General features: G+C 57.7%; 9 protein-coding genes. 5 read left to right on the forward strand and 4 right to left on the reverse strand.

Features of this window, described 5'->3' with window-relative positions; all coding sequences use genetic code 11:
• Nucleotides 1-334: 334 nt before the first annotated feature.
• Both ACHFFR_RS00280 and ACHFFR_RS00285 read left to right on the forward strand, forming a co-directional pair.
• Entirely contained in the window at nt 335-1,624 is a 1,290-nt protein-coding gene (locus tag ACHFFR_RS00280) for a lipopolysaccharide biosynthesis protein (RefSeq protein ID WP_394262269.1), read from the forward strand.
• Nucleotides 1,621-3,078 (forward strand): glycosyl transferase family 1, encoded by a 1,458-nt coding sequence (locus tag ACHFFR_RS00285; protein WP_394262270.1) that lies wholly within the window; start codon nt 1,621-1,623, stop codon nt 3,076-3,078. Before ACHFFR_RS00280 ends, ACHFFR_RS00285 begins: the two co-directional genes overlap by 4 nt.
• Here ACHFFR_RS00285 and ACHFFR_RS00290 read toward each other — a convergent pair.
• Together ACHFFR_RS00290 and ACHFFR_RS00295 are read right to left on the reverse strand one after the other, a co-directional pair.
• Nucleotides 3,075-4,352, reverse strand: coding sequence for a glycosyltransferase (locus ACHFFR_RS00290; RefSeq protein ID WP_394262271.1), 1,278 nt, complete (start codon nt 4,350-4,352; stop codon nt 3,075-3,077). The genes ACHFFR_RS00285 and ACHFFR_RS00290 overlap by 4 nt on opposite strands.
• 8 nt (nt 4,353-4,360) lie before the next feature.
• Nucleotides 4,361-5,371, reverse strand: coding sequence for a hypothetical protein (locus ACHFFR_RS00295; protein ID WP_394262272.1), 1,011 nt, complete (start codon nt 5,369-5,371; stop codon nt 4,361-4,363).
• A gap of 160 nt (nt 5,372-5,531) precedes the next feature.
• Between ACHFFR_RS00295 and ACHFFR_RS00300 the strand changes: the two genes are divergently transcribed.
• On the forward strand, nt 5,532-7,646 hold the full coding sequence (locus tag ACHFFR_RS00300) for a DUF6541 family protein (RefSeq protein WP_394262277.1): 2,115 nt from the start codon (nt 5,532-5,534) through the stop codon (nt 7,644-7,646).
• A 19-nt stretch (nt 7,647-7,665) separates the two neighbouring features.
• On the opposite strand, the gene ACHFFR_RS00305 is transcribed toward ACHFFR_RS00300, so the two are convergent.
• A complete protein-coding gene (locus ACHFFR_RS00305; RefSeq protein ID WP_394262273.1) occupies nt 7,666-8,817 on the reverse strand; it encodes a hypothetical protein in 1,152 nt (383 codons plus the stop codon).
• Between the two features lie 52 nt (nt 8,818-8,869).
• Between ACHFFR_RS00305 and ACHFFR_RS00310 the strand changes: the two genes are divergently transcribed.
• The gene (locus tag ACHFFR_RS00310) at nt 8,870-10,069 is read left to right on the forward strand and encodes a glycosyltransferase (protein WP_394262274.1); all 1,200 of its coding nucleotides are present in this window, start codon (nt 8,870-8,872) and stop codon (nt 10,067-10,069) included.
• Nucleotides 10,069-12,162: a DUF6541 family protein gene (locus ACHFFR_RS00315; protein WP_394262275.1), complete on the forward strand. Its 2,094-nt coding sequence runs from the start codon at nt 10,069-10,071 to the stop codon at nt 12,160-12,162. The genes ACHFFR_RS00310 and ACHFFR_RS00315 overlap by 1 nt, the downstream gene beginning before the upstream one ends.
• A gap of 10 nt (nt 12,163-12,172) precedes the next feature.
• On the opposite strand, the gene ACHFFR_RS00320 is transcribed toward ACHFFR_RS00315, so the two are convergent.
• Nucleotides 12,173-12,691, reverse strand: coding sequence for a hypothetical protein (locus tag ACHFFR_RS00320; RefSeq protein WP_394262276.1), 519 nt, complete (start codon nt 12,689-12,691; stop codon nt 12,173-12,175).
• Nucleotides 12,692-13,474: the final 783 nt, after the last annotated feature.

The following is a 13,474-nucleotide window of genomic DNA, read 5'->3' on the forward strand; positions in this document are numbered from 1 at the left end:
AGCCACATCGGCTTCTTCCCGCAACCTGACGGAACGTACATCTAAATTCAGGCGCATCGGAAAGAATATAGGGGCGGCGGTCGAAATGACCGCCGCCCTTTTGATGCGTATCACCTCTAACCGGCATTAGCTCGGCGTAACCGCCTGCGTCGGGACCGTAAATCCCACGAGAAGCAGGGTGGCGAGAAGTGCAAAGTGAAGTGTTCTCCGAATGGTTACCATGTTCGATCCTTCATGCGGGAAATGTGAGCGCTCGGCCACAGAACCGAGGTTTCTTGGTCAGCATTAGGCTGACGGAATACAATCAACTGAATCGTCAAGTCTAGGAGGACGTATGGGCCGCTTGCGCAAGTGGCTTCGGGCTAAGTCCGAGGGATCCCCCATTCTTAAAAACATCCTCATTTTGGTGACGGGTACGACGCTGTCGCAAGCGATCGCGGTCATTATATCTATTTTCACGGCCCGGCTTTTTACGCCAGAGGTCTTTGGCCAGATGGCAATTTACGGTGCGATCACGGCTGTTATCGCCGCAATCGCGGCGTTGAGATACGACATGACCGTTGTGCTTCCAAAGTCGGACGACGAGGCACGAGTTATAGGAAAGCTGGCGACCCGTAGTGTCATCGTCGTATCACTGACAACGACGCTGCTCGCCTTCCTACTTAAAGACGTCGTGATCTCCATCTGGGACGACGAAGAACTTGCCAACTGGATGCCATTTGCCGGCTTAACCGTGTTTTTCCTAGCGCAGGTGACCCTGCTTCAGTATTGGTATAACCGCAAGCGCGAGTACACGATCATCGCCCGCAACCGAGTTCAGCAGACGATTGGTTCGGCAGGAGGCCAGCTCGCGTTTGGCTTGGCTGGCCTACGTAGTATGCCGGGTCTGTTATTCGGAGTCATGGCGGGGCAGGCTTTCGCGTTCTTTTGGCTGAACTCAAAGGCCCAAGAGTTTCGCGAGAATCCAGGTCCCGATGCTCCGACGATCAGACAGGTGGCGGCTAAGCACAAGAAAATGCCGCTACTTAACCTGCCGAACGCGCTCGTAGATGCTGTGCGAACCAACGGTATTGTTATGATTATCGGAACGTTCGCCCTCAGCCTCGTGGGGCAATTCAATCTCGCGTGGCGAGTGCTCCAAGTGCCGATCGGTCTTATTAATGGCGCAGTTCAGCAGGTGTTTTATCGCGAACTCGCAGACATCACACCAGGTTCGATGCAGAGGCTTATACGGATAACGATCCGCAGGGCGATTCTACTTTCCGCAATACCGTTCGGGACCATCTACATCATCGCGCCGTGGCTCTTCCCATTCGTGTTTGGAGAGCAGTGGGATCTCGCTGGAGATATCGCACGTGCCTTGACGCCGTGGCTTGCCCTTCAGCTTGTAACCTCTCCTATTTCTACGGTGTTCGTGGTGACCTCAAAGCAGCATTGGATGCTCGCCTTTGCCATCGTGTTTGCGGCGGCGCCCCTGAGCTGGCTTCTTCTATCACCCTTGCCGTTTATGGACACGTTAACGATCCTTGGTCTCATTATGGCAGGCCTCTTGATCATCAATCTGATCCTTGCAGATCGTGCCGCTGCCGCTTTCGATTCTCAAGATCCTGAGGAGGTCGCGTGATTCGCTTGTTCGACGGCGACCGTACCGCCACCCTTGACAGCGACGCACGCGTCCGTCGCGGGAGTACCTCCGGGAACTCCGAGCCCTATAGCGCCGTGGTCGCAATGGGCTCAGAAAAGGCGATCAATGCCGGGTACACCGCGGCTTTGGATAAGAACGTGCCACTCATTGTTGTGATCGATGAATTGGCCGGAACTTGGGAGAGTTTAGGTGATCTCGGTTCTACGGTTCGGCACGCGGTTAGACACGCGACGTTCCGACTCACCGTCGATGATGTGGACACGATAAACGAGTACGTTGGCACCGACGATTTCCGCCACATCGACGGCGAGATCCTGGCACAGATCCCGGAACTTGTTCGCCAGGCCAAAGATATATGGGCTCGGCCTGCGATGGTGTTCCATGCGCCGTTTGAGATTCCTGCTCGGGCTAACTCCGCAAGCCGGGTTCGCCCGCGCAAGATGAGAGAAGCGTTTCGCGCCACCCACAGGGTTATCGACCTGTCCGGTAGCCCCAAGGATCGCGCACGCGCCTATCGGGAGCTACGTGCGCTCCTGAGAGCAGGGGTCAGGCCGGAGTTCGCGTACTCAGAGAACTCCACCCAGCCCAACCTCTTCGCTTCGCCGATCAAGGACGGAATCCTGCCCGGTTTAGAGACACGCATCTTCCGTTTTCTCAAGAAGGCTGGCATCCCACTCGGTCAGTTCTATCGCGACGTCTATTGGAAGTTCTCCGACAAGACTGGCTCGCGGCGAGGAATCAAAGCATCGTTGTATACGGCCGCGTATACCTACGACGTGAAGCTCTTGGAGTCGATTGGCGCTCACGTATTCTTACCGTCCATTCCGATGGCTTCATACCTGCCGGAGTTATCTCGAGTATCCGAGCTTCCTCCTGGCTCTGAGCCCGTTGATTCAGCGCAACCTGAGCCTCTGAAGTTGCTTTACGTCGGAGGTCTTGGACCCCACTATCGGCTCCATCTCATGATCGCCGCGATGGCTGCGCATCCGAACATCACGCTTACCCTGTGCGTGCCTGAAGCGAATTGGCACAATATGCGCGCCGACTACGAGCCGTTGCCGAACAACGTCGTCGTCCGCCATGAATCTGGCGAGGGGCTCCGGCAGCTCTACGACGAGACGAATGCAGGGGTCCTTTTTGTGGAGCCCGACGACTACTGGGGTTTTGCGGTGCCGATGAAGTTCTACGAGTATCAAGCCCACGGCAAGGCTGTGGTGGCCACGGCAGGCACGTACGCGGGCAAGCTCGCCACGTCGGCGGGTATCGGCGAGGCGATCGAGTACACGGCAGACGCGATCGATGAGCTCCTTGGCCGCTGGGAAGCTACCCCTGAGCTCGTACGCGCGTATACGCGCGAGGCGAGCATGTCGCGTAACGAGCACACGTGGGAGAGTCGTGCAAGGACAGTCGCTGAGAAACTAACGAGTGACTAACGCTTTTGACGTTGAGCCGTTAGACGTTCCTTGAGCTCACGCGCAAAGTCGGTGTATAGCTGCTCGGAATCGGACATCGTTGCCCAGGTGTGACGAGCGTTTGCGGCGTGGTCACGCGCTGCTTCCGAGCCCATCTTAAAATGCTTCTCGATGGCGTCTGCAATCTCTTGCGCGCTCGGATTCAGCGCTAGGAGCGTGCCGTTTTCGCCGTCGTGCACAATTTCAAATGTGCCTCCCGCGTCCGTTGCAATGACGGGGAGGGAGCTGGCCAGCGCCTCCATAATCGTCACCGGGACACCCTCACTATTCGATACGTTAACGAACGCACAGATGCCCGGATCAAGGTGATAGGTTCGTACGAAATCACTGGGTTGCTGTCCAAGCAGCTCAACCGAGGACTGCTCGCTGAGCTGCGCTCCGCGGGAAATAAGATCATTGAGTACATCCGGGTTGCCACCACCGATGTGCGTCCATCGAATCGGAGTGCCACGGCGATCGACCTCTGCGACAGCGTCCATCAGGAGGGAGAGCCTCTTGACCGGACTGGTACCAGAACATGACACGATCCAGTTCTCCGGACTACGACGCTCCACCGCCGGCTGCTCGGGAACTCCTAGGCGGCGCACAACGATCTTGTCCTGGCGCGGAAAGCGATGCGGCGGCAACAAGCTGGCAGCTGTATCCGAAATCGCGCATACCCGATTCATGACGCGCGAAAAATATGGGCGTGCCGCCAGATATCCGGACGGATTTACGCCTTCGTCCAGATCGTAACGATGGGCTCGCGACATCAGAGTTGTGGGCCCCCGGTCAAACTCGTTGACCGCAAGCTGGCGCCCCACACCGACGCCGTAATACATCCAGTACGAGTACAGCACCACTGAGCTGTACGCGCTCAAATCCACATCCTTGAGCGCGCTCGAGACTCGGTCATACTTTTCGAGGCACTCGGCCGCAAACACAAGATCCGCCAGTAGTTTGCGCGGCGCGGTGACATTTCGCCAATCCACGAAACCCTCTTGTGAGGTGAGGATGCGCGGTAGTTTGCGCACGAGATTCTGCCACTTGTTGATGCCGGGGTCGGATGCCGGGCGCACAACCCTGACGTTGCCGGGAACCTCCCGAGTGATGTCGTCGTTAACAGAACGACGGACGGGCACAATGATGATCTCGTCATGGACCTGTGCCAGATAGGGCAGTTCCATTCCGAAAAACTCTTCGCCCGTTCCACAGGGGAAGTGGTCGGTCAATACGAGGAGAAGATCCTTACTCATGTAAATCCTTAGAGATAGTGTTCGTAACCGCGAAGAACGACGTCGAGAGTTGCCCCAGGCGAATGGTGTTGTTGAACCCACGAATGGGTGTCGGGTAGGTGCTCGGAGTTGAGAATTTCGGCGACGGTTCGGGCAAGCCCATCGGCGTCGTCCACTGCCACCGTTCTGCCGAGGACGGGTGGGTCCACAAGTGAAGGCGAGGAGCCGTCATACCAGTCAGGATTGAGAGGGGAGACCAGCGGCACATTGAGGTCCAGAGCATCGAGTTCGGATGCTCCCATCACTCCACTTTGTTGGCCAATGGCTACCCGGGCGCCCGCAATGATTGCCAGATAGTCAGGGTATTGCTGCTTCGGAATGAGGTGGACCCCAGCGTCCCGCGCCTGGTCAGCGTTCGGGCCCCAGTCCAGACCAACAATCCTGATCGAATCTCCTACCTGTGCCTTGAGCGCACGCACGAAGTCAATCTGGAATTGGCCGCCCTTAACCTCTTCCCACCGTGAGGTGAAAAAGATGTAGTCCGCAGTTTCGAGATCAGCGGGGGCTGCTCCCAGCGGCGTAGAACTCGCCGCGACTGGCACGGGGGCCAAGATCGCGTCGGGTCGGTGTGGGAGAGTGTGTTCGCGAATGTCAGGCGTTGAGTAGTACACCACTGATGCGTCTCTAACGGCGGTGAGAACGCGCTCACGGAACTCCGGTTTGTATTGCTGAGTTCGTATATCGGTGCCGTGAAGATGGAGCGCATATGTGCGCAGAGCCCATGAGACGTGGGGTAGAGCAAGCGAACTGTGTAAGTGAATGAGCGGGTGGCGAATCCGATGCCGAGCGAAGTTCGCTTCCCACGCCACGCCGCGCACCGCTTTGTGTACGAGGGTGGCGATACGCGAGGAGTGTTGCTCAGTAGTCGCCCACTGGAGAACGGTCCAGTCGTAGCCACGACGGCGAGCTTCGTTGACGAGCACAGTGGCCGTGAACGCCGGGTCGCCAAGGTGTAACATCTTTTGCCACGGTTCGTTCATGGTTCATTAGTCTAGCGTTGATCCGTGCGCGGCGGTTCGTTGCTCTGACGTCTGAGGCAGTTAATCTCACACCGCTGGTAATCTGATTTAATTGTGGCTCCGCGGTCAATCGGGCAGACTATTGAATTTGAGCCATGCGCAGTACGAAACGGAGTTGATTGTGGGCTATTTGACCGACTGGGTTGGATATAGCGGCCTGTTCATCGCATTCATCGCCGTATTGTTCATACCCGGTTACATTGCCCTTCGGCTTTTGAGACTGCCTCGATTTGGTTCCCTTGCCATGGCGCCGTCGTGGACCCTCGCCATCGTGGGAATCGGCGCAATCTTTCTCAAAGATGTATCTATTGGATGGTTTCGCGCGAGCTTCGCACTTCTTGCTCTGATCGTCATCTTGGTGGCGGCACTCGCGTGGCACCACATCCCGCGTTCTTTTGAAACGAGCAAAGCACCCTATGGGGCATTCCCACGGCGTAACAAGGCACTGGCTTTCGGCGTCGTCACGGTGGTCATTCTCGTCCTCATCGTTCCGATCATGATCCGCATGGATCCCAACGTGCCGAACTGGGGTCCTGACCCTATGTTCCACTACAACGGGGTCAACAGCGTCCTCATTAGAAAAGATGCCTCGATGTTCGGTGCGATGGACACCAATCACGGGATTCGGATTAAGGACACCGTCTATCCGGCGGTCTGGCACGGCATCGTCGGGCTCGTGGCGTCTATTGGAAATATCGTTCCCGCCTCGCACATGCTGACCTTCGTCGTCACCCCGCTCGTATGGATTATCGGAATGACGTACCTCGGGGTCACCGCTCTTCCGCACCATCGCCTTGCATCGCTCTTCGTGCCCGTCATGCTGATTGCTTTCCCGGCGTTTCCGGGGTACCTGACGGTCACGAAAGGTTTCTGGCCGAACTCACTCGCGCTCGCGGCCACTCCGGCCGTCATCGGCGGCGCCATCGCCGCTTATCACCGCTATAAATGGGACGAGAAAAAGTCCGCGAGAGATGTCTTCGGAGTCGCGCTTATAGCCGTGGCCGTCGGCGTCGTTGGTGTAACTGCCACGCATCCGTCCACGTTGTTCTCCCTCGTGTGGGTGACGACCCCGACAGCCATCCTCGTCACCGCACGCTTCATTCGGGAACAACTACGTATCATGACGCGCAATAAATGGGTGATCGGGGGCGTCCTCGCGGTCTTTGCACTCGGAGCGGTCGCCGTTGTACTCGCCAGTATTCCGAAGATCCGTTCCTTCCTCGGCAGAGAGCTCCCGCGAGGGTGGGAGGATTTGCCGGAGCGGCTCGTCTCCGCGCTGGCGAACTGGCCGGTTGGAAAGAATCGAATCCTGCTTGCCGGCGTAGGAATCGTGATCGTCGCTGCCCTTGTGATCGGTCTCCGAGTGGTCGTCCGCCACCGGCACCTCCACTGGATCGGCCTCGCCTGGGGGATGCAGATGCTTATCATCCTGGGCGGTTATTTCCCTCTTGGCATTCTGACATCGCTTGCAGGCCTGTGGTACCACGACATGTACCGACTGTTCTCCGTTCAAGCGATCTTCCTCGCACTCATACTTGCTCTTGCAGTCGCAGAAGTTATCGGGTGGGTGAGCAAGCGTCTTACGAACCGTGAACTCGAACGCACAATCGAGGGTCAAGCGAACTTCGTGCATGCGCAGCCCGCGCTCGTGGCAGCATCCGCGCTCGCCCTCGTTATCGGGCTCGCAGGCGCCACATTCCTCTACAAGAAGCCCACGGTCTACGCGGACGCGGAGCCTCGGTTTGGCGAAGACGAGATTCTCAACTCGCGCGAGGAACTTGAGTTCATTGCCAATCTTGATCAGTACGTGCCCTCCGGATCGATTATCGTCGGTGATCCGACCACGGGCGTCGTATATGCGCCCGCGTACGGAGTGGTCAATACCGTCTTCGCGCAGGTAAACCTTCGTGGGGTCGACGTCGATGGCAACATCTTGGCCAATGACTTCCGGAGCATTGAATACGATCCGCGCGTCTGCCAGATCCTCACCGGGTACGGCATTCGTTACTATTACGAAGACGACCCGATTAATTATCAGAACGTCGATCGCTCGGAGCGCATGCCCGGCCTGTACAACGTTGACACGGCAGGGGACATGTTTGAACTCGTTGAAGAAGTCGACGGCGCACGCCTGTGGCAAATCACATGTCCGGGTGATATGGAAGATCCTTCGTGGTGGTCCATCCGTGACCGGATGAGGACGATTATCGCACCACCGTTTGGCTACTCGCGCTAAGTGCTAACTTGGCTTGAACTCACGCGGTGGGTTCAAGCGCGCCCCGTACCATTGACTGGATTGTCTGCGCTTCGCGCTCAAAACTGAGCTCATGAGCTGCGCGGTTCGTGGCCGACTTCCACGCGCGGACCTGGTCGGGAGTAATCGACGCAAGTGTTTCGATGATCGATTCCACCGTGTAATCCTCGGAAACAACACCGATGCCGTAATCATTGACAACCTTGACCATCTCAATCGACGGCCCCACGGCAACAGCTAGGCGCCCTTGGATGAAGTCAAAGATCTTGTTCGGCAGGGTCAGACGAGCATTGGTAGAAAAGGGCGGTATCCAGAAGATTCCCACGTCATACTCATTGATCGTGTCGGGAATCTCGTGGGGTTTAACCGGATCGTGGAACGTCACACGCGGATTACCTCCAGCCGCCTCCTTGAGCGTCTTCAGGTACGCGCCACCGTCTGCGGCGGGAACGAGATAAAGGTCGAGCGTGTACCGTTCGCCCGCGCGAATGGTTGCCTCAATCATTGCCTCGATGTTTCGCCCGTAGTTGGCTGCGCCGGTATGGACAAGGCGGATCACATCGTCGCTGACACGTGTTGGCTCGAGGTCGTGGAAGGGCGCGGCGTTGCGAACAACTTGAGGGCGTACACCGTACTCGCGCTCGTATAGCTTTGCGATTTCCGCGCCAACGGTGGACGCCGCTGACGTACGTGGCAAGTACTCCCGGCAGATGTGATCCATCAGCGGCGACACGAGGATTCGCCATGCCGCCACGTGGGTTCGTTCGCCCCGCGCCCATTCGTGGAGATCGGCGACGACGGGGGCTCCGTTAGCCACTGCGAACGCGGCTGGAAGTGCACGGGCATCGTTCGCGACGGCGACGTCATAGCGGCGGTCGCCCACGAGCTCCACCGTTCTCTTCGAGGCAGGGGCTGCCATTTCAGCCCGCTTCCACTGGCGTAGTCCGAGCGTGAGGACACCTGGAATCGTTTGGGGCAGGGACGCGTTCCCGTCCGGGATCTGAAAATGATGGGTGGCACCTGCCGGATGATCACCATAACCGACGGTCGTGACCTCACCGACGTGCTCAAGCGCTGAAATCTGACGGAGTACTCGTGCATCGCGATAAATGGGGGAGAATGACACGACGAGGATGCGGTTAGTTGCAGGCATGCAGGTATCATACCTGTTAACGCACACACCGCTAAGAGACGAAGGAGCGCACGTGCCCATCCCGAAAGTGCAGATCGTTTCCCGCATTTTTTCGCCCGAACCGGCGGCTGCATCCTTCCGATTGAGTGCCCTGCGTGATGGTCTCGCTCGAGCCGGCGCACAGGTTCGTGTCATCACGGCTGACGCTCCGGGCGAGGAGAACACTGATCCCTCGATCACGCGGGTGCGAGTGATCCGTGATAAGAACGGGTACGTGCGCGGATACGTCCCCTATCTGTCATTCGATCTCCAGGCTTTTGTTCACATACTCACGCAGCCGGCGCCCGATATTTATGTGGTTGAGCCGCCGCCGACGACGGGGTTCTTCTCCCGGATCGCCGCAGGTATTCGCCGGCGTCCATACGTCTGGTATGCGGCCGATATTTGGTCTGATGCGGCGGCTTCGACGGGAGCTCCGGACTTGATCGTTACAGTATTGCGCCAAGTCGAAAAGTTCGTCATCCGCGGCGCCGCCGGCGTCATCGCAGTATCCGACGACGTCGCCGATCGAGTTCGTCAGCTTGGCGGCCGCTACGTTGACGTGGCGTTTAACGGGGTCAACACGGATCTCTTCAATACGGAGGTTCAGAAACTCACCCCTGCGGAACTCGTAGCCCACGGCGTGAAAGAGCCATTTTTCGTCTACGCCGGAAACGCCTCCGAATGGCACGGAGCTGAGGTATTTGCGCGGGGGTTCGAACGTTTCTGGCAATCAAACCCGCATGCGCAACTCGTCTTCTTTGGACGCGTGGCAGTACAAGAAATTGAAGACATCGCGATCCGACTCTCAGATCAGGCTCGTGATCGCGGAATCAAATGTGAGCCAATAGTTATTCTCGACAATCTTCCACCTAAGCTCGCTGCTCGCTGGCAACGGACGGCCGTGAGCGCACTCGCGTCTGTCAAACCGGGAGCCGGTTACGACTTCGCCTATGCGACGAAGGTGCTCAGCGCTCTGGCGTGTGGCACGCCAGTTATCTACAGCGGGGTAGGGCTTGCTCGAGGCGATATTGCGGACAGCGGTCTGGGACGAGCCGTCGACTACGCGCCCGAGGCGGTCGCAGACGCGTTCGCCCACATGGTCGATCATGGCGAAGACTATTCGGAGCAGCGACTCGAAGGCTGGGTGCGAGCCAACAGATCTATCAAGAGGACCGGAACACTGGCATCCGCCGCAGTCCTAGCAGCCCTTGAGCGTGCTCGGGAACAGTAGTGGGATACCTCGTTCCCTGGATCAGTTATCTACCGATTATCCTCGCCGTCTGCGCGATTGTTTACGTGCCAGGATTCGCGGTTGGCCGAGCGCTGGGCGCTTCACGCTACCTCGCGATCGTCATCGCGCCCGCGTTGACGTTCGCGATTGTCGGCGTTAGCGGACTCGTCCTCGGAGGGCTGGACATCGCGTGGGGTTGGCCGACCTTTCTCATAGCCCTCGCGATTGCTGTTGCCATTGCCGGCGCCGTTGGCCGCCTGCACGCCATGGAGGCGATTAACTCGCTGTGGCGTAACGAGCGAGCCATGACGGTTCGCCAACATTGGGCACATATCGCCATATGTGCGATCGCAGCGTTGTTCCTTATCGTCCCCATCTTGGCGCTCGCGGCGCCTGCGATACCGAGCTCGCAGGCTGATCCGATGTTTCACTACAACGGCGTCAACGTGATCGTGATGAGTGGCAACGCGTCTCCGACGGAAGCGATGGGCGCCAATCACGGCGTGCGTGTCATGCCGTCGACCTATCCGATCGTGTGGCACACGCTTCTTGCACTGTTTGGAAACGGCCACATCATGCCGGCCACCCACGCCTTTGCATATGTGGTCGTGCCACTCATCTGGCTTGCCAGCCTCGATTTTTTCGTCCGCGCCGCCCTGCCGCGTCACCCGAGGGCGTGGGTCGTTGCACCTGCCATCGCAGTCATCCTGCCTTACATGCCGAATTTCCTGAGCGTCTCACGCGGGTTTTGGCCTAACGCCATCGCAATCGCGGTGATACCAGTGACCTACGGATTGGGAGCTCTGATGAGGAGATCCCTTCCTGTCTCGCGCAAACGCGAGATCCTCGTCCCCATTGCACTCATCCTCGGAGTTATTCTCGGCATGGGACTTGCACACCCCGGCGCAGTGTTTGCCACGTTGTGGCCGCTCGTCCCACTCGCAACCGTGCTCGTCGTCGTGGGAACAATCCGTGGTGTGAGGGAAAAATCGAGGCCGTGGTTGATAGTGGGTGGCGGATCCGCACTGGCCATGATCACCGGATCGGTTCTCTTACTTCACCCACGAGTACTGACCTTTCTCCAACGCACGCATCCGCGCTCATGGGACACCGCTGAACGGATCGCCACGTTGCGCACTGAGCTCGCCGATGTCTCGACGGCACTCATCGTCGGCGTTGCGGTGCTAGGCCTAGTGGCGATCGTCGGGGTTGCCCTGGCCATCCGGGTCGCGTGGCGGATCCCGGAGGCTAGGTGGATCGTCATCGCATGGTTTGCGCAGTGGCTTATCGTCTTTGGAAGCTACGTGGATGGGAATATCTTCTCCACAATTGCGGGAATTTGGTATCACGACCCCAAGCGAGCGATGGCGATCCAGATGATCTTTACGACGGTGATCGTCGCACTACTTGTCGATCGCTGGATAGGAGCCAAGGAACGCCACGCACCGGTGATCGCCGTTGGTACGGTCGTGGCATCGCTGGTTTTGGGCGTGGTTATGCGCGTGGGGAGTGTATATCAGGACGCGCGCCCGCCACTTGGCGCGGATCGCATCGTCGACTCTCGCGAGGAGATTGAGCTACTGAGCGAGCTCGACGAGCTCCTGCCTCCGGGTTCGCTCATCATCGGTGACGCGACGACGGGGCTCGGTTATGCGCCGGCGTACAGCCGCGTTGACGTCGTCTTCCCGCAAGTCAATTCCCGCACCTCAGATGTGGATGGTGAGTTCTTGCGTGAGAGTTTCCGCGACATTCACGACGATCCATACGTGTGTCGGGTTCTCAGCGAGTACGGGATCCGGTATTACTACGAGGATGATCCGATTGTGTATCAAAAGCGGAACCGATCCGACACGTGGCCGGGTCTGTACGACGTCGACACATCCCGCGGATTTACCAAGATTGCCGAGTCTGATGGTGGAACGCTGTGGCGAATCGACGCCTGCGGGCCCATCGGTGAGCCGCACTGGTGGGATCTTGAGGAACGCTTCATGCCCGTTCCTCGGCCACGCTCCGACACGCTGCCTAATGACGACCCGCGCCGTATTGACTCGCGTAGTGCGCACCTCGGCGCGCCCTCGACCGCGACCAACTAGTCGACGTGCACTATGACGTATAGGCGCCCTTATCAATTCGACCAAGGGGCATATTGAGATAATCCCTCATGCGGAAGTATCCGAACTCGTAGAGGCACGCGAACCACAAAACCGCATGCGCATGATTCGATGCAAGCTTCAAATAGGGGTGCTCGTGACGCAAGAGCGCGATCACTTCCGCGTTCTCCGGATCGAATCGAATGAAGAACAGCTTCTCAACTTCCCATGAATCCTGAGCGCTGCCTAACCCGGCCTGCAGCTGGTCTCGATCGACGTCGAGGTGCGCAATGTAAGCAAAGCATGGCTGATAACGAAGCTGATCAAAGAAGAACCCGGTCGCCGCCGAACGCGTGACCTCGCCGATAGCGTTCTTTCCGAAAGAGATGCTGAGTTCCTCTTCCAAGGCGCGATCGGAGGATCGCTTGGGGTCGATGGTGCCGCTTGCTCCGCGGTCCTCTGGGATCATTCCCTCAGCAACAATGTGGACGGCCTTTCGTGCCTCGCCGTCGACGACGAGGGTGCGGTCCAAGTTCGCCGTAGAACACAGGAAATTGAAGTAATGCTCGATAGCGGGGCCGCATCCTGAATCTTGCGGTTCTCCCGACGCGTCCGCAGTTGGCGTCTAAAAGCAACGAGTGCGACCGCAATCTCGCCAACGATGATCTCGCGGACGGAGTTGCCGTCCTCCGTGCGCGGATATAGATAGAACGTCAGACCAGCGACCATGATCAACGCGATGATGAGAATGATCGGTTGGACAAGCGGAGAGGTATTGAACCACGAGATGAGTCGCTCAAGGCGTGTGCGATGTTCGGACAAAGAGGAAGATTTGCGGGACGTGGGAACCATTCTAGAGAGTTTCACGCGAGCTCAATGCCACAATCCACGTATCGTATCGGTTGCCACATCACACTAACGAGCGCCATCTCACGTGCGATCGCATTACAGTTCACAGGTCTGGCGCGCAACGTGGAGTATTCCTAGACGAGACTTTCAGATAAGAAGCATAAATACGCACCGCAGTTGTTGCCAATGTTAGAAATTGTGAAACTTTAAAATCGAGTGAGTCGGGAATAGTTCGCCATGTGAAAACATTCGGATAATGGGCCGATGTCTTATATGATCGTGCCTTGTAATCGACATAAAACCGCTGACACTCTTTGATATTCGCGGTCTTGACGGAAGAGCAATCTGGACAAATGTTGAAACGGAGCCAGCGCGATGATGCGGATGTCGACAGAGTATCTTTGATGCGGGAGGCACTTGTTTCCTTTATTTTGTCGCTAATCGTCCATCTTGCGCTTAGATACAA

It is taken from the genome of Trueperella sp., from assembly GCF_043424875.1.
Lineage (GTDB): Bacteria > Actinomycetota > Actinomycetes > Actinomycetales > Actinomycetaceae > Trueperella.

What these genes read in the sequence shown, in the direction of transcription:
- ACHFFR_RS00280 (WP_394262269.1), top strand. Translation starts at nt 335, where the DNA reads ATGGGCCGCTTGCGCAAGTGGCTTCGGGCTAAGTCCGAGGGATCCCCC.
- ACHFFR_RS00290 (WP_394262271.1), bottom strand. Translation starts at nt 4,352, where the DNA reads ATGAGTAAGGATCTTCTCCTCGTATTGACCGACCACTTCCCCTGTGGA.
- ACHFFR_RS00305 (WP_394262273.1), bottom strand. Translation starts at nt 8,817, where the DNA reads ATGCCTGCAACTAACCGCATCCTCGTCGTGTCATTCTCCCCCATTTAT.
- ACHFFR_RS00295 (WP_394262272.1), bottom strand. Translation starts at nt 5,371, where the DNA reads ATGAACGAACCGTGGCAAAAGATGTTACACCTTGGCGACCCGGCGTTC.